The sequence below is a fragment of the Bovifimicola ammoniilytica genome, assembly GCF_025567085.1.
In the GTDB taxonomy this organism is placed as follows: domain Bacteria; phylum Bacillota; class Clostridia; order Lachnospirales; family Lachnospiraceae; genus Bovifimicola; species Bovifimicola ammoniilytica.
In genome coordinates, this window is record NZ_JAOQJN010000015.1 from 1,749 (window position 1) to 26,315 (window position 24,567).

Genomic DNA, 24,567 nt, shown 5'->3' on the forward strand with positions numbered 1-24,567 from the left:
GCCTAATGCATCTCTGGTCTCAATAATTCTTCCCATTTCATCATATCGATATGTTTCTGAATTATTCTGTGAGTCTGTTTTTCTAGCATCTGTCTCACTGACCACACAGCCTGTTCCGTCCATTTGTCCTTTTTTATGTCAAATAAATTTCAAATCTTTCGTCTTTTTTCTATTATCTGTCACTTTATTTTCCCATTTAATTCGTTGTTATTTACACCGCAGTATGTTATAATATCAGTATAATTTTGTTGCCTTTTTCATATAGTGATTAGTGGTAAAAGTGTACTTTGCACTTAAGTATTATTTTTGAAATTTCAATAATTAGAAACATTATTTCAGGCAACAAGGAATGGAGGTTAAGTATGGCAAGATTTACATTACCAAGAGATTTATATCATGGCAAAGGTTCTATAGATGAACTTAAGAACCTTAAAGGTACAAAAGCTGTTGTAGTAGTTGGCGGTGGCTCAATGAAGCGCTTTGGTTTTCTTGATAAAGCAGTCGATAATCTTAAAGCTGCCGGTATGGAAGTTGAACTTATCGAAAATGTCGAACCTGATCCAAGTGTTGAAACAGTTATGAGAGGTGCAAAGGTTATGCAGGACTTTGAACCTGACTGGATTGTTGCAATGGGCGGTGGTTCACCAATTGATGCAGCTAAAGCAATGTGGGCATTTTATGAATATCCTGATGTCACATTCGAAGAACTTTGTATTCCTTTTAATTTTCCAACACTTCGTACAAAAGCTAAATTCTGTGCTATTCCATCTACATCAGGAACCGCTACAGAGGTTACTGCTTTCAGTGTAATTACTGACTATGCTAAAGGTATCAAATATCCATTAGCTGATTTCAATATTACACCAGATGTTGCAATCGTTGACCCTGATCTGGCTGAAAAGATGCCTCCAAAACTTACTGCACATACAGGTATGGATGCAATGACTCACGCAATCGAGGCATATGTTTCAACATTACATTGTGATTATACTGACCCGCTTGCACTCCATGCAATTAAGATGATTCATAATGATTTAATTAAATCATATAATGGTGATATGGAAGCCAGAGACAGAATGCATAATGCACAATGCCTCGCAGGTATGGCTTTCTCTAATGCATTACTCGGTATAGTCCACTCAATGGCGCATAAAACAGGAGCTGCATATTCAGGTGGACATATTGTTCATGGCTGTGCAAATGCAATGTATCTTCCTAAAGTAATTAAATATAACTCAAAGAATCCTGAAGCAGCCGTAAGATATGGAGAAATTGCTACTTTCATTGGTCTGAAAGGAGATTCTACAGAATCTTTAGTGGATGCACTTATTAAAGAGCTTAAATCTATGAATGAAGCACTCAATATTCCTAAATGCATTAAAGATTATGAGGGTGGAATAATTGATGAAGCCGAGTTCAATTCTAAATTATCAGATGTTGCTGCTCTTGCAATTTCAGATGCCTGCACAGGTTCTAACCCACGTATTCCAACACAAGAGGAAATGGAGAAATTACTTGATGCCTGCTTCTACGATAAAGAAATTGATTTCTAATGTTATATTTTTAACTAATTTGCAAAAAACTCTTGATAAAATACCGCTATCGTATGTATAATGTCTTTTAATGATGAAATATCAAAGAAAAATATACAGAAAGTGGAGACTATTGAAATGGTAAAAGTAGTTAAATTCGGTGGCAGTTCACTTGCCAGCTCACAACAGTTTAAAAAGGTTGGAGAAATAATCCATGCTGAGGAATCAAGAAAATATATCGTTCCATCTGCACCTGGAAAGAGATTTTCAGATGATATCAAGGTAACAGATATGTTATATGAATGCTATACAGCAGCAGTTAAAGGCAAAGATTACAAACCTTTACTTGAAAATATTAAGAAGAGATACTATGACATTATTAATGAATTAGGACTTGATTTATCTCTTGAGAAAGAATTTTCAATTATGGAGTCAGGTTTCGTTGGTAAAGCAGGTAGAGATTATGCTGCATCACGTGGCGAATACTTAAATGGTATTGTTCTTGCTAATTACCTTGGTTTCGAATTCATAGATGCCGCTGAAGTTATCTTCTTTGATGATAATGGTAACTTTGATGCTGATAAGACTAATGAAATTCTTTCAGAAAGACTTAGCAAAGTTGCATATGCAGTTATTCCTGGTTTCTATGGTTCAATGCCTAACGATACTATCAAGACATTTTCAAGAGGTGGTTCTGATGTAACAGGTTCTATCGTAGCCAAAGCTGTTAAAGCAGATTTATACGAAAACTGGACTGATGTATCAGGTGTCCTTGTTACAGATCCAAGAATTATAGATAATCCTAAGGTAATTAACACAATTACATATAAGGAATTAAGAGAGTTATCATATATGGGAGCTTCCGTACTTCACGAGGATGCTATCTTCCCTGTAAGAAAAGAGGGTATTCCAATTAATATTAAGAATACTAATGCACCATCTGATCCAGGTACAATGATTGTTGAAAGCACTTCTATGAAACCTGAATATACAATTACAGGTATCGCAGGAAAACGTGGTTTCACAGTTGTTACAATTGAAAAAGATATGATGAACTCTGAACTTGGTTTTGGTAGAAGAGTTCTTGAAGAATTCGAGAAGAATGGTGTTTCTTTCGAGCATATGCCTTCAGGAATAGATACAATGAGTGTTGTTGTTCACCAGGCTGAATTCGGTAAGAAAGAACAGGAGATACTTGCAGGTATTCATAGAAATACTCATCCTGATTCAATCGAAATCGAATCGGATATTGCATTAATAGCTGTCGTTGGTCGTGGTATGAAAGCTACAAGAGGTACAGCAGGAAGAATCTTCTCTGCACTTGCACACGCACACGTAAATGTTAAGATGATTGACCAGGGTTCAAGCGAATTAAATATAATCGTCGGTGTTGAAGACTCTGATTTTGAAAAGGCTATTCAGGCTATTTATGACATCTTTGTAACAGTTAATTTATAATTTATTGTAATATATATTACTACACAAAATAAGACATATAACTAATTACCTTGATTAGTATATGTCTTATTTTATATGTTCATCAACACGTTTTATACTATAACACTCTTTTTCTAAATAACTCTCTATAATTATTTTTCTGCCGATACTTCTCTGCAATTAAGCAGACTTAGCATAATGAAAAATAATGGTGTAGTTACTACCTGATTAATATTAACAAATGACTGTGCAAGATAGCACAGAACTGCTGCAAGTATTATCCTCAAATTTTCATTCTTCAATGCATTTTTAATACTTGCAATAACAAGTCCGGCATATGTTATTAATCCTATAATTCCAGTAGTTACAAGATATTGCAGACATTCATTATGTGCATTATCATAATATGCATTTGTAACACGATACATTTTATCTCCGTATTTAGCAACCAGATATGGTCTCAATGAATCAGTTCCTATGCCAAACAACTTATTTATAAAAGGCATATCACGATAATCTTTAACTAACACTTTCCATATATATCCTCTATAACTTCCATAGCTGTCACTAAACCTTAAAATCGTTTCAAATTTGCCTAGATCAGCTTCTTTAAATACAGTAGTAAAACAGATAATCAATATTATGTACGCCACAATTCCAACGCCCATAATTAACAGATAGACATTCTTAAATCTCATAACATCTGCTATATATTTCATTTCGATTAATATACTTATTCCTAACATAACCGCCAGAATTAAAATTACTTTATCATTAAATAATGCCTTTGTAAATGTACTTACAATTCTTACCTCTTTCGCATTATCATTAACTTTCAATAATACTTTGACAATTACTTCGATCAATACAAGCGGAAGAATTACCTCACTTATTCTTACTCTCTTGTCCCTGCATTTACCAAAAATTAATGTCAAAAATATAGATGCAAAGATTACAATATATGCACTGTCACACTGACCGCATACCACTCCGGCACCATTAGTTATTAGTGCAGTCAGATAGAAAAACTTCTCCTTTGGTGCTGTACTGTGTAGGTATTTAATAAATAATACAGGAATAGTTAGTGCAAAATAACTTGTATATACATCAACGTGACCTAATGTTGATATGTAGAATAATTTCTGTGAAAATTCCAATTTATCATAAAAGCCAAGAAAATCAATTCCTGCAAATTGCAGAATTCCCACTATTGATACAAGCACACTTCCTATTGCTACAATCCTATAGAAAGTTTCATCTAACTTAAATGTACGTGATATCAGAAAATATACGAAAGTCAGGCAGATTACCGTAGAAAGTCCCATATTTCTTCCCGAAGCACCATTTAGACCATATAAGATATCTCCCGATAAAAGTGTTGAAATCACATTTACTATTAAGAATGCAAACATAAAATAATCACTTACACTGAATCTGATTTCCCTCATCTTTATCTTCTTAAAAATATTTTCAGGTATATAGAATACGGATATTATGAACATTATACCTGTTACAATCAGGAATAATATGTATTTGCAGGTAACTATATCAAAATAATAATTGTGAAAAAATATTGGATAGATTAAAAACATAAAATATACATATAATTTCACCAGTCCATAATTAGAAATATAATTCTTCACTTCTCTCTCCGTTTCCATATACTAACATTGTCCACAATTGCAACACATATTGCATAACAGATTAGCAAGACATAACCTCATACACATTCCGTCATCCGAATAAACATTTCCACCAAATGGTGACTGCATAGAATGATACCACGAGCCACCGGATTGTAACTGATATAAAAGCATCTGATACTCTGAATTATTTGGCTCAATATTCACTGCCATTTTTGCATCTTCTACTGCTTTAATGTTGTTGCCTACACCCATATTAGCAATCGCAGACAAATAATACCATCTTGCATTTCTGTCAGCCATTCCGTTTAATATATTAAGCGCTTCTCTAAAATGTCTTGAACTGATATAATTCTCAGCAGCTCTTAAATGATTCGAATACTCATCATTGCCATATGAATACTGGCCTGAAGAATTGCCAAAACCTCCAAAGCCTCCTCCGAAGCCTCCGTTTCCATAGCCTGCATTATTACCGAATCCTCCGAAGCCTCCATTTCCATAGCCTGCATTATTACTATATCCTCCATTATATGAATAGCCTGCTTCTTTTTCTTTCATAATCTGGTCATACGCCTGCTGTACTTCTTTAAATTTTTCTTCTGCCTGTGCTTTATTAGGATTATTAATATTGGCATCAGGATGATATTTCCTGCTGAGATTTCTATATGCCTTCTTAATCTCTTCGTCAGATGCTCCTCTTGAAATTCCTAATACTGAATATGGATCAATCATGCTGTCCTCCGTTCTTAGAACTCTCCAATCTATCTCTAGATATCTGTGTATATTTAACCCAGACACCAGCATATAATATATTTCTTAAAATCTGTACATTTTCCACAATTGGTAATCTTTCAAATGACTTTGTGCACTCTGCCATCATCATTGTTAACATATTATAACACTTATTTTCGAAATCTTCCTCATAAAAAATATTTTTTAGTGGATTATAATTACCTTTCTTAATATCCTCCTCGATATCTTCGTATGCATCCATAATATATATGAATTTACCAAGATAGAAGCCCATTCTTCTTAAATCTGCCTCCCACTCGTCTTTCTTATATACATATATTTCTGATAAAATATTTCCAAATGCACCAGCGACATAATCGATATTGGTTTCATTTGCTTTCTCATACTCACTTATTTTACGAAGATTATCCGTTATTACCTGCATTTTTTCTTTATAACTTTTTATCGTATTAGAATTCTTTCCTTTTAGAAGAGCCATAAGTATTTTAGCCTTCAGCTTCTTCTCATCATTCCAGTCATCTTCGAATTTGCTATATGCAAGCATAAGATTCACATCGGCACCGTAATCCGTAAATTCATTACTTCTAATATTCTGCTTATTAAATGGATGAATAATACATTTTTCCTTAGTAACATACGATTCAGGTTCATATAGACTTGTAAGCAGCATGACTAAAAAATTAACATCATAGCTTAAAGAAAGACGGCATAGATTACCATGCCGTTTTCCCATAGCTTTACATAAGCCACAATAATATGAACGATATAAATTGTACTCTTTAAATTTCATCTCTGGTTTGTTAATCGTTACATATCCAAACATATATACCTCATTTCCGAGCAATGCGAGGTGGCGAATAAAAGCCACTCTAACTTCTCTTAATAAATTCCGTATAGCATTTCGGACATCTTATTGATATACGTCCTTTATTCTTAGGAATCTTTATCTTCTGTCTGCAATTTGGACATCTGTAGATATGATGTGTTTTTCTAATCTTCATATCTCTTTTAAATGTTGCAAATGCACTTCTTAACTTCGAACTGTATTTGAGATATCTGTTATTTTCTGCATAGCGCTTCTCATAATTTTTTGAGAAACATCTTATATACAGATATATCATAATTGCCAAAGCAAGTAAATACAGCAATCCATTTCTAAATATTGTAGATATAAACAATAATACTATTGATACAACTAATAAAAACTTCGAAAACTGGTCTATACCATATCTGCCATACATAAATCTCTTAAATCTTTCTAACATCGCAAGACCTCCATTTCAACACCTTTATTCTATTAATATTGCGAGGTATGCTTTGTTCATAATTATGAAACATACCTCTAAAACAACATCTTTTTATGCTATATCCTCAAACTGTGAATTATAAAGACTAGCATAGAAACCGTTCTTGGCAATAAGCTCTTCATGATTACCCTGTTCTATGATATCTCCATCTTTCATAACCAGAATCATATCAGCATCTTTAATAGTTGATAATCTGTGAGCAATAACGAAACTTGTTCTGCCTCTCATAAGATTAGCCATAGCTTTTTGTATTCTTGACTCTGTTCTTGTATCAACTGAACTTGTAGCTTCATCTAATATAAGAATCTTCTTATCTGCAAGTATTGCCCTGGCAATAGTAAGGAGCTGTTTCTGTCCCTGTGACACATTACTTGCATCTTCATTTAATTCCATCTGATATCCATCAGGAAGTGTCTTTATGAAGTGGTGTGCATGTGCTGCTTTAGCTGCTGCAATAACTTCTTCATCTGTCGCATCAAGACGTCCATATCTTATATTCTCCATAATTGTTCCCTTGAACAACCATGTATCCTGAAGAACCATACCGAAATTATCTCTCAAGTCATATCTGTTAAAATCTTTAATGTCGTGTCCATCTACCTTAATACTTCCTGTATTGGCATCATAGAATCTCATTAATAATTTAACCATTGTAGTCTTACCTGCACCTGTTGGACCGACAATCGCAACTGTCTGCCCTGGTTTAACTTCGCAACTGAAATCATGAATAATTATTTTATCAGGTTTGTAACCAAATGATACGTGGTCAAATGTTACGTTGCCTTCTACATTATCAAGTTTAACCGGATTCTCAACATATAATTCTTCTTCCGGCTCGTCAAGGAGTTCAAATACCCTTTCTGCTGCCGCAACCATTGACTGGAACATATTAGATACCTGTGCAAGCTGTGCAATAGGCTGTGTAAATGATCTTACATACTGGATAAATGACTGGATATCACCTATCTCAATTGTGTGGTTAATTACAAGGAAACCACCTACAACTGCTACTGCCACATAACCTAAGTTACTAATAAATGACATAATTGGCTGCATCATTCCTGATAAGAACTGTGATTTCCATGCTGATTTATAAAGCACTTCATTAGTCTTATTGAATTCATCTAATACAATGTCCTCTCTGTTAAATGCTTTAACAATATTCTGGCCACTGTATACCTCTTCAATCTGTCCGTTTATTTTACCTAAATATTTCTGCTGTGCAACGAAATATTTCTGAGATTTCTTTACAACTAAACCAACCATCATTCCTGATAAAGGAAGAATAACTATTGCTATAAGAGTCATTATAGGGCTGATGCTGAGCATCATTATAAGAATACCTATAACTGTAGTAACCGAAGTAATTAACTGCGTAATACACTGGTTTAAACTCATCTGTAATGTATCAACATCATTAGTAATTCTTGATAAAATTTCACCTACATTACGTGATTCATAATAACTTATTGGTAATCTGTTAAGTTTCTTGGAGATGGCATCTCTTAAGTTATAACACATTTTCTGTGATACACCTGTCATTAACCAGCCCTGTATAAATGAAAATAACGCACTGACTGCATACATTCCTAATAATATTCCAAGAATAACACCTATTCTGTGAAAATTAATTCCGCCTGTTCCTGCAATCATTTTTCCAAGACCTTTACCAAGCTCTGTTGTAGCTTTACCTAATATCTTAGGCCCTGCAATTGTAAATATCGTGCTGCCGATTGCAAATACCATAACCATCGCAATCTGAAGTGTATATGCCTTTGCAAATGACATCAATTTCTTAATTGTTCCTTTGAAATCTTTAGCCTTTTCAGCAGGTGCACCAAATCCTCCGCCTCCGTGACCACTTCGTCTTCTCTGCTCTGCCATTATGCATTACCTCCCTTCAACTCTTTTTCTGATAACTGGGATTTTGCAATTTCCTGATATGCTTCACATGAAGCTAATAATTCTTCATGTGTTCCTTTACCAACTATCTTACCTTCATCTAACACTATTATCTGGTCTGCATGAAGAATTGTACTGATTCTCTGTGCTACGATAATAATAGTTGAATTACTGAGGTTCTGGTTAAGTGCCTTTCTAAGAACCACATCTGTCTTATAATCAAGTGCTGAAAAGCTGTCATCGAATAAGAAAATCTGTGGTCTTTTTGCGATTGCTCTTGCGATTGATAATCTCTGTTTCTGTCCTCCGGAAACATTTGTACCGCCCTGTGCAATTTCTGATTTATATTTATCAGTTTTAGAATCTATGAATTCTAATGACTGGGAAATCTCTGCTGCAAGTTTCATATCATCATCGCTTACTTTTTCACCTGCAAATTTAATATTTGATTCAATATCACCTGAGAACAATACACCTTTCTGAGGCACAAAACCTATTAAATCTCTTAATTTATGTTGTGAAATGTCTCTTATATCCACACCATCAATAGTGATACTTCCATCACTTACATCATAGAACCTTGGTATCAGATGAATAAGTGTCGATTTACCACAACCTGTACTACCGATTATAGCTGTAGTCTTACCTGGTTCTGCCGTAAAGTTAAGTCCCTCTAATGCATTTTCATCGGCACCCGGATATTTGAAATTAACATTGTTAAATGATAATACGCCTTTTAAGTTATCTAACTTCTTATCATTTTCAATACAATTATCTGCGTTATGAATTGTTGGTTCTGTCTCGATTATTTCATCAATTCTTGTTGCTGCAACACCTGCTCTCGGAAGCATAATTGAAATCATTGTAAGCATTAAGAATGACATAATTATCTGCATTGCATATGTGATAAATGCCATCATATCACCAACCTGAAGTCTGCCGTTATCAATGCCCTTAGCTCCCATCCATACGATAAGAACTGTAATTGCATTCATTATAAACATCATAATAGGCATCATAAATGTCATAACCCTGTTAGTAAATAACTGTGTTGACATTAAGTCCTTATTGGCATCTTCAAATCTCTCTTCTTCTTTCTTCTCTCTTGAAAATGCTCTGATTACTAATACACCTGTAAGAATCTCTCTGGATACAAGGTTTAACTTATCCATAAGTTGCTGCATTATCTTGAATTTAGGAAGTGCAATAGACATAAGTATTAACACCGTTCCTATGATAACGATTACTGCGAGTACAATTATCCAGTCAAGTCCTGTATCTGTCTTTAAGACCTTAATGATACCGCCTATTGCAAGTACTGGTGCGTACATTACCATTCTGAACATCATTACTGTAACCATCTGTACTTGCTGGATATCGTTTGTACTTCTTGTAATTAATGAAGCTGTAGAGAATTTATCCATCTCTGTGTTAGAATATGATACAACCCTCTTAAATACATTATTTCTAAGTGTCATACCTACTCTTGCAGCTAATATTGATGCAAGTAATCCTGCAAAAATCGAAGCAATCATACCTATAACTGCATATCCTAACATTGTAAGACCTTTCTTAATGAGGTAATTGGTCTGTATCTTATCTGTATCCACACCAACCTTCTTATATTCAGCCTTAACAAATACAGTTGCCTGACTTGATATCATTGTATCGCCATATTCGTCTATTTTATCTTCAGCAGCTTTTCTCTGTGCTAATATGTCCTCTTTAGACATCATTCCTGCCGCATATGCTGCTTTCATCTGTTCTAATGAACCGTCCTGTTTACTTTCCATTCCTGATATCATAACAATAGGAATACCAATTATATCATTTAATTTATCGATATTTTTCCGGTTATCAGTCGTTAATTTATAGATTCCATTATCATTTAATTTATAACATTTATTAACAACCTCTATTTCATCATCACTTAAAAGCAAACAGATATTTTCATATGTTTCTGCACTCATTTTCTCGGGTGCAACATTTTCAATACCTCCATTAGTTATACCGACATCGACAATATCACTGGTATAAGATGGTAATGCCAGATCGCAATATGCCTGAACAACAAGTAATGCAATTATGACAAGTATTATTCCGATATGGTCTTTCCAATACTTAAATAATTTACCCATTCTACTGTTTTGTCTCCTTTCCTTTACCTGAATTTTTTCCTAATTCATTTTCAAATTCTCTTTCAATTATTTCTGACATCTCTGTAATTATCTCCGAAAGTGTCTCTATCTTCTCTGCTCCCATATTGATAATAATTGTATTGAGACAATCATTCAGATTATCAAGTATGGATTTTCTTTGCTCAATGCCTTTATCAGTAATAGACACATATACATTTCTTCTGTCATCAGGGTCCATCACTCTTAGAATATATTCTTTTTTCTCCATAGTATTCAACATTCTCGATACCTGTGGCATTGAAATTTTGAGTTTCTTAGCTATTTCAGATACTTTTACGCCTTTTCTGTCAGGATATTCTCTTCTGACTCTGTCTAACATTTCTAATGTACACATTTCTATAGGTGAAATTTTACCATTCATAATGTTTCGATGTGCCTTATTCATCTTCATTATAGATGTTATGAGTCTATCCCTTAATAAAGCAGCTTCTTCTTCATTCATCGTTTCCATTTTATATATTTTTCACCTTCTTTATATTTATTTAATAAAGTTAATATTTAACATTGTTAACTATTAACGGACGCAATTATATCTCTATCGTAAATATATGTCAATAAAATAAATATAAACTTTTTGAAAAGTGTTTGGGAAAATTTAGGAGTTATAGAATTATAGAGCAAAATTTTTCTACGAAAAATGTATGTATCCTGGCAAAAGTGTTTGGGAAGTACAAAAATCGCCAGCCATAACCGGCTGACGATTTATAGATTTTAATCTTTATAATTTATTATTTTGATTATAAGTCTAGAGAATTTAAAACTTCTAATATTATAACTTACTCTGTTGCTTTACCAAGGAAGAATATGGTCTGATTTGAATATACAAGTATATCCTTTGTATCATTCTCATTTATATAGACTTTTGAACCAACCTCAATCCTTGAACTACATAAATCTTTCTCTGGCAGTTTTAAATTATCTTCTTCATTTACATCACCATAATATTTATAGTTTTCATAACCAACTACATCTGCCTCTGTCTTATCTTTATAGACAAGCATTGATGATTTCTGTTCATATAAAGTACCATTTACATACAGATACATTTTCTGTATCTCGCCTGATGGATGCCCTGTCTCTTCTTCAACTACTGACTGAGAAGCCTTAGTTGTGACTGCATTGTTCGTTGAATCTGTTGTCTTTTTGCTGCCACAGGCAGATAATACTAATACGGAGCAACATATAGCCATTATAAGTTTTTTCTTCATAAGTTACCTCCTAACCCAAACATTCCTACATATTTCTAAATTTATCAAATCTTTACTCAAAGAATTTCTTAATCTTCTCAATATCAGAAGTCATACTGACTAATAGCATATCAAGTACAGTAAGTGCAACCATTGACTCCACAACCACTACTGCTCTTGGAACAATAATCGGATCGTGTCTGCCTTTGATATTAATGCTTATATTCTCACCTGATTTATTGACAGTTTTCTGCTCTTTAAATATAGATGGGGTTGGCTTAAAGTATGCTCTTACAAGCACATCTGAACCATCACTGATTCCACCAAGTATTCCGCCTGCATGGTTAGTCATCTTAGTGATATTCCCATTATCATCTGCGATAAAATCATCATTATTCCCGGAACCAAATGCTTTCGCAACTTTTGTTCCGTCACCAACCTCAAAGGCTTTGACAGCACCGATAGATACTATGGCTTTGGCAAGATTAGCATCAAGTTTCTCGAATACAGGTTCACCAATACCAGCTTTCATTCCACTTACGACACATTCTACTACACCGCCTACGCTGTCGCCTTCTGCCCTTTTATCATCTAACAGCTTTTCTGCCCTGTCAGCAGCTTCCTTGTCAGGCATATATAACATATTATTAAATATTTCTTCTGAATCGAATTTATCCATATCGATTTCTACATCACCAATAGTTTTTGTGTATGCATTTACATTTATTCCAAGACTCTTTAAAATCTTACTTGCAATTGCACCCGCTGCTACTCTTGCGATAGTCTCTCTGCCTGATGAACGTCCGCCACCGCGATAATCCCTGAAGCCATATTTCATATCAAATGTGTAATCTGCGTGTCCCGGTCTGTAATAAGATGCTATCTCCGAATAATCATTTGAGCGTTGTGTCTTATTGTACACTATCATCGAAACAGGTGTACCTGTTGTCTTACCCTCAAATGTACCGGATAATATTTCTACTTTATCATCTTCGCTTCTTGGTGTGGAGTACTTAGACTGTCCCGGTTTCCTTCTGTTAAGAAAGACCTGTATATCATCTTCATTTAACTCTACACCTGCCGGGCAGCCATCTACTACTACGCCGATTCCTTTTCCATGTGACTCTCCCCAGGTTGATATCTTAAATATATTTCCAAAGCTAGAACCTGCCATTTTCTATTCCTCACTATTAATCTAATAACTACTTCTGTAATTAATCTTCGTATAAAGGATATTTGTCTGTTAATGTCTTAACTAATGCCATTGCCTGTTCCTTGTTAGCATCAACATCTTTAACAAGTAATGAAATAGCTTCTGCAATAACGTCCATATCTTCTACAACCATTCCTCTTGATGTAACTGCAGGTGTACCAAGTCTGATACCACTTGTTACAAATGGAGATGCAGGATCATTAGGAATAGTATTCTTATTACATGTAATGTTAGCGGCATCTAATAATTTCTCACACTCTTTACCCGTAACATTCATATTTCTTAAATCAACAAGCATTAAGTGATTATCTGTACCACCCGAAATAAGATTAAAGCCTCTGTCTGTAAGTCCTTTAGCAAGTGCCTGTGCATTATCTTTAACACCTTTCATATACACTTTAAAGCTGTCATCTAATGCTTCCTTGAAGCAGACTGCCTTAGCTGCGATAACATGCATAAGCGGACCACCCTGAATACCTGGGAATACTGCTTTATTAAAGTTGAACTTCTTAGCACTTTCTTCATTGCATAAGATCATACCACCACGAGGTCCTCTTAAAGTCTTATGTGTTGTTGTAGTTGTAACATCAGCATAAGGAATTGGGCTCATATGAAGTCCTGTAGCAACAAGACCTGCGATATGTGCCATATCTACCATAAGATATGCACCAACTTCATCTGCTATCTCTCTGAATTTCTTGAAATCAATTTCTCTTGGATATGCGCTTGCACCTGCAATGATAAGTTTTGGTTTTGCTTCCTTGGCAATCTTTAATACTTCATCATAATCAATATATCCATCATCAGTAATTCCATAAGGAACGATATGGAAATATTTACCTGAAATATTAACAGGACTTCCATGTGTAAGATGTCCACCATGTGCAAGATTCATACCCATTACTGTATCACCTGGCTCTACCATTGCGAAGAATGCTGCAAGGTTAGCCTGAGCACCTGAATGTGGCTGTACATTTGCATAATCACAACCGAATAACTTCTTTGCTCTTTCAATTGCAAGAGTCTCTACTATATCTACATATTCGCAGCCACCATAATATCTCTTACCTGGATAGCCCTCTGCATATTTGTTAGTAAGATGACTTCCCATAGCTGCCATAACTGCTTTACTTACTAAATTCTCTGAAGCGATAAGCTCTATATGAGTTCTCTGTCTTTCTAATTCCTGCTGCATAGCTGATGCTACTTCAGGATCGTATGATTTTACATTATCAAATGAAAACATTCTCTTCCTCCAATCTTAAATACAATGAAACTGTAATCTCACTATTTCACAATATTTACTCTAATAATAATATAGCTTAAAATGTCAAAATAAACATTTCGACACCTTAAGCTAGTATAACATAATTTTTTTATAATTAAAACTGTTTTTTATTCTGTTCTAAGTGCAATAACAGGATCCTTCTTAGAAGCAACCCTTGCCGGAATAAGACCTGCTATAAATGTAAGAATAATACTTATAACTACAAGTGCAACACCACCTGAAACTGGAAGTTTAGACATACCTGAAATATCCGTAATATTCTTAATGATAATATTAATCGGAATATTAAGTAATAATGTAATTATAATTCCAATCATACCTGCCACGAAACCAACTATAACTGTCTCTGCGTTAAATACTCGTGATACATCTTTCTTAGATGCACCAATACTTCGTAATATACCGATTTCCTTAGTTCTCTCAAGGACTGAAATATAAGTAATAATACCAATCATAATAGAAGACACCACAAGCGAAATTGCTACAAATGCGATAAGTACATAACTGATTGCATTAATAATTGTGCTGACTGATGACATCATAAGTCCGACATAATCTGTATACTCAATTTCTTCTTTACCCTCTGCCTTCAGCTTGGCATTATATTCATCTATAATATCAACTATTTTCTCTTTAGATTTGAAATCTTTAGGATAAATATTAATTGATGCAGGGTCTTCAAGATTAGCAACACCAAGCTTAGTTAAATTAGCTTCATAACTGTTCTCTGCAAATGGTTCTCCTGTAAATACATCAACTGCAGGATTGGCTAACTGCTCCTTAACAATATCACTGTCATTAACTGTATTTATGAGATATTGTGTTAATTTATTCGTATAAGCAACATTTGTGGTGATTGATGCGTTGCTTGCATCTCCATTTGGTTTTAAGATACCAACTATCTTAATGTCTACGGATTTAGCTAATAACTGTTTCATAAATTCTTCATCAGAACTCATATCTTTGTATCCGTTGCCATCTTTAACATAAACGTCTGTATTTACCACAAGTTTAAATGTCTGATTTAATAATTCATCATAAGTAAAACTTACCTGTTCGTCATTCAGATTCTCTTCCGGAACATTACCCATCTGCATCTGCGCAAATACTTTCTGCAACTGGCTGATATCTATAAGACCGAGTGCATATAAAGAATACTCGGAAATCATATCATCCTTATCGACTACTAAGACAACTTCATTATATTCCTGTGGAAGTCTGCCCTCTAAAATGTCATACTGTGACTTGATTAATTCCTCATTATCAATCATTTCTGACCATGCATCTGTGTTTCCCATCATCGACATACTTCCACCCTGAGTCATCTGGTCCATTCCAAGACTTTCAAATACTGTACTTGGATTAACCTTAAATATTCCCTTGGATGTGTCTGCCTTATAAATATTTAAGTCCACATCATATGAATACTGAATATCATTTGTTAAATCTTTAATGCCTGATTCATCACTTTCAATATATGACATAAAACTCTTTAAATCATTTACGGTAACGGATGTTAACATCTTGTTAATCATATCCGACATCATACTGTTAGAATATATTCTTCCTGGCTGTTTATCCTCTATCTTCTTCTCTTCGCCCATTCCAAGGAACGAACTGTAATCAACAGCTGTCTTCTGAATCGTCAGTGGATAACCGGAAAGTGTATCCTGCTCAACTCTATGAATATATGAACGCATACCATGTGAAAGTGACAGGATAAGTGCAATTCCTATGATACCGATACTTCCTGCAAATGCTGTTAATATCGTTCTGGCTTTCTTAGTCATAAGGTTATTAAGACTTAATGAAAGTGCTGTTGCAAATGACATACTTGTCTTTTGCTTCTTAGCTTTCTTACCTGTTTCTTCCGATTTATTATTCTTAGAATCCTGCTTATCTGTAGCCTTGTCATCATCACACTCTTTACCATTATAAGGATTAGTATCATCTACCACCTTACCATCAAGTAAACGGATTATTCTTGACGAATATTTATCTGCAAGTTCCGGATTATGTGTAACCATAATGATTAATTTATCTTTAGAAATATCTTTAAGTATATTCATAATCTGAATACTTGTAGCTGAATCAAGTGCTCCTGTAGGCTCATCTGCTAGGAGAATATCAGGATTATTTACTAATGCTCTTGCAATAGCAACTCTCTGCATCTGTCCGCCTGACATCTGATTAGGTTTCTTATGTATCTGGTCTCCAAGTCCAACCTTCTCTAATACCTCCATTGCACGTTTTCTTCTCTCACTCTTCGATACACCTGATAATGTAAGTGCAAGTTCTACATTAGATAAAACTGTCTGGTGAGGAATAAGATTATAACTCTGGAATACAAAACCTATTCTGTTATTACGATATGTGTCCCAGTCTTTATCCTTATATTTCTTAGTAGATATATCATCTATAGATAAATCACCATCTGTATATCTGTCTAATCCACCAATAATATTTAACAATGTTGTCTTACCACAACCGGACTGACCGAGTATCGACACGAATTCATTTTTTCTGAACTTGATTGAGACACCTTTAAGTGCCTTAACTGTCGTATCGCCAGACACATAGTCTTTTGTTATGTTCGTTAACTCTAGCATTTATTTCTCCTTTTTACTTATTTTCATTTAGTTTTACATTATAAAGCCTTGATTTTTTATATGCAAGTGACTTTTGTAATTTTATTTTTTTATAATGAAATTTTTTCTCATATAATATCACAACACAAAATCACAACAAAAATAATAACCGCCATAGCTTCGCGTGATATTCTCATGTCTGCTTAACAGGAAATATCATACAAAACTAAAGCGGTTACATATCAATTTTTCTTAAATGTTCTAATTAGTACGAAATAACCTCATGGCCGTCTTCTGTAACTAATACCTGAATCTCCCACTGTGCAGATGGTTTCTTATCCTCAGTGTAAACTGTCCAGCCATTATTGTCATCTACGAATACATTTGCTCTTCCCATATTAACCATTGGCTCAATTGTGAACATCATTCCCGGAACCATAAGCATCTCTGTTCCTTTCTTCGTAACATAGCTTACAAATGGCTCTTCGTGGAATTCAAGTCCGACTCCATGACCACCGATTTCTTCTACAACGGAGTAACCATTTGATTTGACATAATCATTTATTGCCTGCCCCATATCTCCGAGGAAATTCCATGGTTTAACCTGTTCAAGTCCTATCTCAACAGCTTTCTTTGTAACTTCTACAAGTTTTCTGTTCTCCTCGCTTACATTTCCCATACAGAACATTCTTGATGAATCTGAGAAATATCCATTGTATATTGTAGAAACATCTACATTTATGATATCTCCATCCTTCAAAATATCATGAGGCGATGGTATTCCATGACATACCTGGTCATTAATAGATGTGCATACGCTCTTAGGAAATCCCTCATAATTAAGTGGTGCGGGTATTCCACCCATTTCAAGTGTTTTACTATGAACAAGCATATTTATCTCTTCTGTACTCATTCCTATTTCAATATTTTCTGCCACATAATCAAGAACAGCTATATTTATCTTGGCACTTTCTTTTATTCCCTCTATATCAGCTTTTGTCTTTAATAATCTTTTACTTGGAACTATACAGCCTTTTCTTCTATACTGTAACATCTTCTCATCTATTATCTGGTGACAATATTTATATTTTTTACCACTTCCACAAGGACATGGATCGTTTCTTCCTATTACTTTAATGTTTGGGTTCATCTTTAATGACATAATATCTCTCCATTCCACAGACACTTGATATTGAATATTAAAGAAATCACAATGTAATTAATACTATTTCGGTTTCTCTGATTACATATTTGTGGTGTCTGCAACACAAATACCATACTAATAATACTCTTTTTGAAATATTTTTTCAATGCAAATGAATACGAAAATTTATCATTAATTAAAATGTGGTTGTGCCTTAACGATTATTAACCGTTAGAGCAACAACCACATTTATTTAATATTCTAATCATTAAAATCACTATTATTAATCAATGCAACTATATTCGCCAATCTTGCATCTGTGTATTCATCTTCACCTAATACAGGTCTTTCGACCAATTCCTCGTGAAGATACTCTATACCACCTCTTACATACGAATTAAATAAATCCATATTCTCCTGTACTTCTTCTACCGTCTTTGGCCCGCTAAAAGCTCTTTCGATTCTTTCTTCCTTTGTAAGTTCTGTAGAATCATCAAGTAATAATACCATTTTCATTATATGTAATAAATCATGTCTCACATTATTTAACTGTGTCAATTGAATATTTCTTACATCGCCTTTATCCTCTTCAACCTTTTTCTTTAGTTTTAACCCAATTACTGCGGCTAATGGATACAATTCATATAATGTTCTTATATATGATTCCTGGATATTATTCTGTTTCCACAATTCATCTAAGTAAGTGGCATGTTTTCCACTTATTTTAACATCACTATTAAAATATTGAAGTTTTATATTTTCATTCATTTATCACACCTACTTTCTCACAATTCTTGCACTGTTTTCTTCCGGTTCTTTTTCAACCTCATATTTATAATCAGGCAATGTATATTTTTCAAGTCCTGATGCTGTCCAGTCTTTATCAAGCATAAATATTATTACCTGCTCTGCCGCTTCTGGCAGAACACCTGCTACCAAACCAATATTTTTATCACTAAGTTTTGAAAACGGTCCATCTAGGACTAATGGAAGATTTAATACATCGCTTTGTTTAAGAGTCTCATTATCTTCTTTCTTCTTTTTCTGAGCCAATTCTAATATACTTACAATGAATACAAAATTACGTGCTATTATCTCACCCTCTGAAAGATTGAACTCTTCTATCTTCATTCCGTCATTTCCAAGCTTATGATAATATAGATGTAATTTATAATCATCTTCCATCTGTGCATATTTCTCTTTCTCATTAAACATCTCTTCGAACTTCTGCTTAATAATTGCATTTAATTCGCCAATCAACGGTTCTTCGCGTTTTTTCAAAATGTCAGTCACCTCGTCATATAGAGCCTCTGCGTAATCTATCATTCGTTGTATTCTACGATTTTCCAATGTATTAGCCGTTTCTTTTTTCTCTTCCTGTTCTAATCCCTTTAATCTTAACCTTGCACTTTCAATATTTCTCTCACGCCTTGCTATTTCATTAAAGGCATCAGTCATTCTCCTCTTGTTGGCTTCCATTCTTCTTCGTTCATCCTTAAAATTAATCTTCGTATCAATTCTTTCCTTTAAATCTGCCATTTCCTTTTTCTCATTATCTAATTCATCCATAGTTCCTTCTATATTACTTGCCTTTTCTGCAATATCTTTTGCAAAATCAGTAATATTATTTTTCCACATTTCTAATACAGTCTTGTATGAATTAATTGTTGTAGAATTAACATTCCCAGTAATTTTATTTCTTAATGCATTCAAAGTCTCAATTTCTTTTTCTGTAATCTCATTACCACATATACACTTCTTATTCTCAATCAGATAATCAATTGTATCAGTTGTTATATCAGGAATTGTATTAACATCATCCTTTTTATCTTTATCATTTTCAAGAATATTATTAATGTCACTTAACATCGACATTGCAAAATATTTATAGCCATCTTTACTGAATTCTTTAATGATATCCGCATAATTTGATTTTATAATCTCTTCACTTTTATTAGCTGTTTTTTCTACTTGCTCATATCTTCTTTGTTCCTCTTCTATCTTCTTATTTGAATTAAGAATTTCTTCTGCTCTATTAACTTTTTCTCTAAATTCTTTGTAATCTTCTTCTTGTTCTTCCTTCTCTTTTGACCATTTTTCTATAAGTGTTTCCTGTTCTTCTATTTGTCTTTTTATATCATTAAATTTAGTACTGCTTCCACTTATTCTTTTTTTCAATTGTCTTATAAGACATTTAGACCTGTCATTTAATAATTGCTCTTTCATTTTTACTAACGGAGTTATTCCCATTAATGAACTTATAGACTTCTTTAGTTCATTATTAGTTGTCTTTTCATCACTCCATTTTTCACCATCAAAGAAGAAATATGCTGATAAATCTTTTGGAAATAAAAGTTTTATCGTATCCTCTGCCTTACCTTTTTCTTCACTTTTAGAGCTGTCATTATCTTTCCAGTCACTCCATCTTCCATCTTTTTCTTTACTTTTGAACCATAGTTTTTCTTCAACTAATTTAGATGTCATACTTGGAAATTTTCTTGCATATTTTGCTTCTCTTCTGAAAATATATGACATATCTTCATCTATAATTTCCAGTTCAACTGATACCGATGCATCATCGATACTTCCAAGTCCTGCTAATACATCTTTATTTAAGAGTATTGTATTTCTCTGCGTACCATATTTTGTATCGATTATCTCTCCATAAAGTCCCCAACGAAACGCCTGTGCTAATGTAGTTTTACCAAATGTATTCTCACCCATAATGACCGTTACATTTTTCTCATCATCACAAGAGAATTCTATCTCATGTTCACCTTTATATCTCATAAAATTGTTTATCTTAATTCTCTTAAATTTCATGCTGCTGTTCCTCCTTATCAACTATTTTTCTAATCTCTTTTTCTATAATTTTTATCATAGCATCATCATCATACTTATTAGTTCGAAGATTATTACCCTCATACATTCTAATCAGGTTGAATAAATAATCTAATTTTTCCTTATCTACGTTGTTCTCATTCATCTGTATCTTCCTCCTTTAATCTTTCCATTTCTTCATCTAAATCAAGATATATATTATAGGCTTCCTGTATTGTGTCTATCGCATCAAAGCCTTCTCTTTTATTTATTGCAGATTTTGTGAATTCCTGAATTCTTAACATTTCACCTACAATAATCCCTTTATCTTCTTCATAATTGTCACTATGAATCATCAAAAATGGTCTTGGCAATGTAATAAAATCATATATTATTGCAATATCTTTTCCTTTGGCTTTCCTTAGAAGTCGTCCTCGCCTTTGAATAAATTCTTTCGGATTCTGACTACTTGCCAGAATAAAAGCCTTCTGAATATTAGGAATATTTACGCCCTCATCAAGACATCTGATTGCTGTTAAAACCTGATACATTCCTCTGTCAAAACATTGCTTTATAGTTTCTCTTTCATATATGTCTTCATCAGCCGTAAATTTATGTACACTCATTCCTAATTCGTCTTCTATCATTTTATTAACTAATAATATTTGCTTTTCTTCTTCATCTGTATTTTCGTCTATTACTTTTGTTGCTCCGCAATATACCAGAATATGTGAATCATCACGATATTTTTCCATATATTTTTTTAGAAGTCCTATTTTATCTTTTGCACCTGCAATAATTCTTCTTCGTTGAAATGCTTTTAGTTTACCTACTTCATTTAGTTTCCTTTTACCATTTTTATTTACATAACATTTACTCATTTCCTTAGTAATTCTTATATATTCACTTAATTCCTCATCAGATAGAAATGAATAAATTATATGATATTCATACTGGCATAAATTACCTTCTTCAATAGCTCGTTCTAACGGATATTCAATACACCTGTCTTTAAAATATCTAAATATGGCATCTGTCCCTGATTTATCTCTATGCCTTTCTATAGTTGCTGATAGAGCCAGACGATATTTAATATTTTCATTAAGACATTCCACCATACCTTTCGAGCCAACATTATGTGCTTCATCTACAACTAATAATATGTTTTCATCACATGTAAAGTTCTTGAAAATGTTCTGAAATTTTTCACTTTTAAAAGTATCATTTGTAGTAATACAGATATATGGTTTTTTTAGCAATTTGAATCTTTTATTGGCATCAATTAAATGTTTATACCATTCTTTATCCTTTGATTGCCCGTAAGCTAATATAGGATTCGTCCCCCACTTAACTAAATCTTCCTCCCATTGAGTTATCAGATGTATATATGGACAAATAATGTATACAGCAACGTTATTGTCTAATTCAGTTGCCAGATACTCTATGCTTCCCAATGCCGTAATAGTCTTTCCTGTACCTGTTGCCATATCATATATTCCTGTAAAGCCCTGCTTTTTCCAATTAATAATTGCCTCTCTCTGATAATCTAACAATTTAATCGTATCAGGTATCTTAATAAATACATTTTTCTTTAATCTGTTAACTCCACTTCCAAATTGTTTTTCATCAACTTTATAATCTATATCTCCACACCTGTAAGCCAGTAATTTATCTATTATAATCTTAGGAAATGGTATTACCTTTAACTTACTTGTATTATCTTCTAAGAGTCTCTTGAAATTACTTTCCATTTCATCTACATATTCTTTTTGCTCGGCAGAGTTGCAATCAGAAAATACCGTAATTAATTCAAAGTTATTTTCAAACCCATTTTCCGAATCATTCATTGAACCTGAAAAAGCTATTCGGTCTCCTGCTTCATCATAGGCTATGCCAAATTTCTCATGATAAATATTTATTCCATTATCATCTTCCATAAATGCAATTTTGAAATTCAATACACCGTTTGCCACTAAAGTAGCTACTATATTAAGTCTTTCCTTTGCAAACTCATCTATCGGATTAGTAAGCGATACATCAAGTGCTTCTACAAATGCCTTTTCCTTTGTTTTATATCCTAAATTAATTGCTTCTATGTCCTCTTTACTCAATTTTGGAGAACATATAACCTCTATTTTTCCGCCATTTCTCTCCATAGCAGCTAAACCCACAGATAACATTTCTAATGAAGTAGTTGAGAAATATCCAACTGCGCGTCTGTATAGCTTTGCATTTTCTAAAAGCGGAACTAAAAAATCTAAAGCTACATTATCATTCATGTCTGAACGATACATACGCTTACATTTCATATCCTTGAACATCTTCGTACCTCCTAATCTACATTCTCTATCGTTTCTACACCATATTTTCTACAATTCCTCTAACGCATCTATAAGACTTTCAATATTCTCTTCTGTCGTATATCTTCCGATACTCGCTCTTACTGTACCTGCATATTCTTCGCTATGAAGCCACTTATGGATATACGGTGCACAATGATAACCTGTCCTTACTGCAATATCAAAATCTTCATCTAGAATTTTTCCAACCTCATCAGCCTTATAACCCTTTACATTGAAGGATACAATTGCGATATGATTATGCATATTTGCAGGCAGATACAATTTTATATTTCTGTTTTTCTTTAATCCGTCTATAAGCTTGTCTGTCAGTTTTTTCTCGTATTTGTATACATCTTCTATCATATTATGTTCTATATTATCCAGTGCAGCACTTAGTCCCGCTATGGCTACGATATTGTGGCTTCCAGGCTCCTGACCGACAGTTATCTCCTCCGGCATATGAAGATTAAGCGAGTCACTTCCTGTTCCACCTGCTATGTATGGTGCTAATTCATATTTATTATTAGTTATAAAGCCTGCTGCCCCAAATGGACCATACAGACTTTTATGGCCTGCAAATGCTATGAAATCAGCATTTATAAAATGGCTATTTGCTCTATCTTCAATAATTTTTACAAGTCCTAATGATTGTGAAGCATCTAATATATTAATTGAGTTATATTCCTTACCATACTCAAAGATACTCTGTACCGGTAAAATATATCCTGTAACATTACTTATGTGATTACAGCATATTAAAGCCGGAGGTTCCATTGCAAAATCATATTTAACCTTATCTAAATCAATCTCTAATGTCTCGGGATTAATTGGAAGTTCACGTATTATTAATCCACTCTTTATGCTTTCTCTTTTACTCTTAAGTAAAGCAAGAGTTCTTGCAACTGCATTGTGTTCATATGGCGATACATATACAACTGCATCATTTTTAGAATTAACTGCCTCTAACCCATTTATAATCTGATTTAGTGCAATTGTTACTGATGGAGTAAATACAACATTGTGACAATCTCCATATACCAGATTCACTATTTTATCTCTTGTATTCTCAAGCAGCTCATTTAATTTTCTTGCAGCCTTATATGAACCTCTGCCAGTATTAAACGCACAATTACGGTTAGTTCTGTCCATTATCTCATAGACTTCCTCTGGTTTTGGATATGTAGTTGCGGCATTATCTAAGTAAATCATTTTT

The 24,567-nt window shown here is 33.6% G+C and carries 19 protein-coding genes; 2 read left to right on the plus strand and 17 right to left on the minus strand.

Annotated elements, in window-relative coordinates:
• Window positions 1-362: 362 nt before the first annotated feature.
• On the plus strand, window positions 363-1,553 hold the full coding sequence (locus OCV48_RS13555; RefSeq protein WP_147592226.1) for an iron-containing alcohol dehydrogenase: 1,191 nt from the start codon (window positions 363-365) through the stop codon (window positions 1,551-1,553).
• 117 nt (window positions 1,554-1,670) lie between these two features.
• The gene (locus OCV48_RS13560; protein ID WP_147592227.1) at window positions 1,671-2,990 is read left to right on the plus strand and encodes an aspartate kinase; all 1,320 of its coding nucleotides are present in this window, start codon (window positions 1,671-1,673) and stop codon (window positions 2,988-2,990) included.
• Between the two features lie 131 nt (window positions 2,991-3,121).
• Here the strand turns inward: OCV48_RS13560 and OCV48_RS13565 are convergent, their stop codons facing one another.
• The 17 genes from OCV48_RS13565 to OCV48_RS13645 form a co-directional block, all read right to left on the minus strand.
• Window positions 3,122-4,612 (minus strand): O-antigen ligase family protein, encoded by a 1,491-nt coding sequence (locus tag OCV48_RS13565; protein ID WP_262559940.1) that lies wholly within the window; start codon window positions 4,610-4,612, stop codon window positions 3,122-3,124.
• A gap of 21 nt (window positions 4,613-4,633) precedes the next feature.
• Window positions 4,634-5,344, minus strand: a complete 711-nt coding sequence (locus OCV48_RS13570) for a J domain-containing protein (protein ID WP_147592229.1) — start codon at window positions 5,342-5,344, stop codon at window positions 4,634-4,636.
• Window positions 5,337-6,188: a DUF5685 family protein gene (locus OCV48_RS13575; protein ID WP_147592230.1), complete on the minus strand. Its 852-nt coding sequence runs from the start codon at window positions 6,186-6,188 to the stop codon at window positions 5,337-5,339. The genes OCV48_RS13570 and OCV48_RS13575 overlap by 8 nt, the downstream gene beginning before the upstream one ends.
• Before the next feature lie 46 nt (window positions 6,189-6,234).
• Window positions 6,235-6,630, minus strand: coding sequence for a hypothetical protein (locus OCV48_RS13580; RefSeq protein WP_021982671.1), 396 nt, complete (start codon window positions 6,628-6,630; stop codon window positions 6,235-6,237).
• Window positions 6,631-6,723: 93 nt separating this feature from the next.
• Window positions 6,724-8,556: an ABC transporter ATP-binding protein gene (locus OCV48_RS13585; RefSeq protein WP_147592231.1), complete on the minus strand. Its 1,833-nt coding sequence runs from the start codon at window positions 8,554-8,556 to the stop codon at window positions 6,724-6,726.
• Entirely contained in the window at window positions 8,556-10,712 is a 2,157-nt protein-coding gene (locus OCV48_RS13590) for an ABC transporter ATP-binding protein (protein ID WP_147592232.1), read from the minus strand. Before OCV48_RS13590 ends, OCV48_RS13585 begins: the two co-directional genes overlap by 1 nt.
• A gap of 1 nt (window position 10,713) precedes the next feature.
• Window positions 10,714-11,223: a MarR family winged helix-turn-helix transcriptional regulator gene (locus OCV48_RS13595; RefSeq protein WP_147592233.1), complete on the minus strand. Its 510-nt coding sequence runs from the start codon at window positions 11,221-11,223 to the stop codon at window positions 10,714-10,716.
• 325 nt (window positions 11,224-11,548) lie between these two features.
• Window positions 11,549-11,980, minus strand: coding sequence for a hypothetical protein (locus OCV48_RS13600; RefSeq protein ID WP_147592234.1), 432 nt, complete (start codon window positions 11,978-11,980; stop codon window positions 11,549-11,551).
• Between the two features lie 52 nt (window positions 11,981-12,032).
• Window positions 12,033-13,133, minus strand: a complete 1,101-nt coding sequence (gene aroC / locus OCV48_RS13605) for a chorismate synthase (RefSeq protein WP_147592235.1) — start codon at window positions 13,131-13,133, stop codon at window positions 12,033-12,035.
• 40 nt (window positions 13,134-13,173) lie between these two features.
• A complete protein-coding gene (locus OCV48_RS13610) occupies window positions 13,174-14,418 on the minus strand; it encodes a serine hydroxymethyltransferase (RefSeq protein ID WP_147592236.1) in 1,245 nt (414 codons plus the stop codon).
• Window positions 14,419-14,567: 149 nt separating this feature from the next.
• Complete coding sequence (locus OCV48_RS13615) at window positions 14,568-17,069, minus strand: ABC transporter ATP-binding protein/permease (protein WP_147592237.1); 2,502 nt, start codon at window positions 17,067-17,069, stop codon at window positions 14,568-14,570.
• Window positions 17,070-17,313: 244 nt separating this feature from the next.
• A complete protein-coding gene (locus OCV48_RS13620) occupies window positions 17,314-18,210 on the minus strand; it encodes a methionyl aminopeptidase (protein WP_262559943.1) in 897 nt (298 codons plus the stop codon).
• A gap of 243 nt (window positions 18,211-18,453) precedes the next feature.
• A complete protein-coding gene (locus OCV48_RS13625) occupies window positions 18,454-18,960 on the minus strand; it encodes a hypothetical protein (protein WP_147592238.1) in 507 nt (168 codons plus the stop codon).
• Between the two features lie 9 nt (window positions 18,961-18,969).
• A complete protein-coding gene (locus OCV48_RS13630; RefSeq protein WP_147592239.1) occupies window positions 18,970-21,015 on the minus strand; it encodes an AAA family ATPase in 2,046 nt (681 codons plus the stop codon).
• Window positions 21,005-21,178 (minus strand): hypothetical protein, encoded by a 174-nt coding sequence (locus tag OCV48_RS13635; RefSeq protein WP_021982683.1) that lies wholly within the window; start codon window positions 21,176-21,178, stop codon window positions 21,005-21,007. Before OCV48_RS13635 ends, OCV48_RS13630 begins: the two co-directional genes overlap by 11 nt.
• Complete coding sequence (locus OCV48_RS13640) at window positions 21,171-23,333, minus strand: DEAD/DEAH box helicase family protein (RefSeq protein ID WP_147592240.1); 2,163 nt, start codon at window positions 23,331-23,333, stop codon at window positions 21,171-21,173. Before OCV48_RS13640 ends, OCV48_RS13635 begins: the two co-directional genes overlap by 8 nt.
• A 48-nt stretch (window positions 23,334-23,381) precedes the next feature.
• Complete coding sequence (locus OCV48_RS13645; protein ID WP_147592241.1) at window positions 23,382-24,563, minus strand: aminotransferase class V-fold PLP-dependent enzyme; 1,182 nt, start codon at window positions 24,561-24,563, stop codon at window positions 23,382-23,384.
• Between the last annotated feature and the right edge of the window lie 4 nt (window positions 24,564-24,567).

Bases quoted from the DNA above. Each gene is read 5' to 3' on its own strand.
- OCV48_RS13555 (WP_147592226.1), top strand. From the start codon at position 363: ATGGCAAGATTTACATTACCAAGAGATTTATATCATGGCAAAGGTTCT.
- OCV48_RS13560 (WP_147592227.1), top strand. From the start codon at position 1,671: ATGGTAAAAGTAGTTAAATTCGGTGGCAGTTCACTTGCCAGCTCACAA.
- OCV48_RS13570 (WP_147592229.1), bottom strand. From the start codon at position 5,344: ATGATTGATCCATATTCAGTATTAGGAATTTCAAGAGGAGCATCTGAC.
- OCV48_RS13575 (WP_147592230.1), bottom strand. From the start codon at position 6,188: ATGTTTGGATATGTAACGATTAACAAACCAGAGATGAAATTTAAAGAG.
- OCV48_RS13580 (WP_021982671.1), bottom strand. From the start codon at position 6,630: ATGTTAGAAAGATTTAAGAGATTTATGTATGGCAGATATGGTATAGAC.
- OCV48_RS13585 (WP_147592231.1), bottom strand. From the start codon at position 8,556: ATGGCAGAGCAGAGAAGACGAAGTGGTCACGGAGGCGGAGGATTTGGT.
- OCV48_RS13590 (WP_147592232.1), bottom strand. From the start codon at position 10,712: ATGGGTAAATTATTTAAGTATTGGAAAGACCATATCGGAATAATACTT.
- OCV48_RS13595 (WP_147592233.1), bottom strand. From the start codon at position 11,223: ATGGAAACGATGAATGAAGAAGAAGCTGCTTTATTAAGGGATAGACTC.
- OCV48_RS13600 (WP_147592234.1), bottom strand. From the start codon at position 11,980: ATGAAGAAAAAACTTATAATGGCTATATGTTGCTCCGTATTAGTATTA.
- aroC (WP_147592235.1), bottom strand. From the start codon at position 13,133: ATGGCAGGTTCTAGCTTTGGAAATATATTTAAGATATCAACCTGGGGA.
- OCV48_RS13610 (WP_147592236.1), bottom strand. From the start codon at position 14,418: ATGTTTTCATTTGATAATGTAAAATCATACGATCCTGAAGTAGCATCA.
- OCV48_RS13615 (WP_147592237.1), bottom strand. From the start codon at position 17,069: ATGCTAGAGTTAACGAACATAACAAAAGACTATGTGTCTGGCGATACG.
- OCV48_RS13620 (WP_262559943.1), bottom strand. From the start codon at position 18,210: ATGTCATTAAAGATGAACCCAAACATTAAAGTAATAGGAAGAAACGAT.
- OCV48_RS13625 (WP_147592238.1), bottom strand. From the start codon at position 18,960: ATGAATGAAAATATAAAACTTCAATATTTTAATAGTGATGTTAAAATA.
- OCV48_RS13630 (WP_147592239.1), bottom strand. From the start codon at position 21,015: ATGAAATTTAAGAGAATTAAGATAAACAATTTTATGAGATATAAAGGT.
- OCV48_RS13635 (WP_021982683.1), bottom strand. From the start codon at position 21,178: ATGAATGAGAACAACGTAGATAAGGAAAAATTAGATTATTTATTCAAC.
- OCV48_RS13640 (WP_147592240.1), bottom strand. From the start codon at position 23,333: ATGTTCAAGGATATGAAATGTAAGCGTATGTATCGTTCAGACATGAAT.
- OCV48_RS13645 (WP_147592241.1), bottom strand. From the start codon at position 24,563: ATGATTTACTTAGATAATGCCGCAACTACATATCCAAAACCAGAGGAA.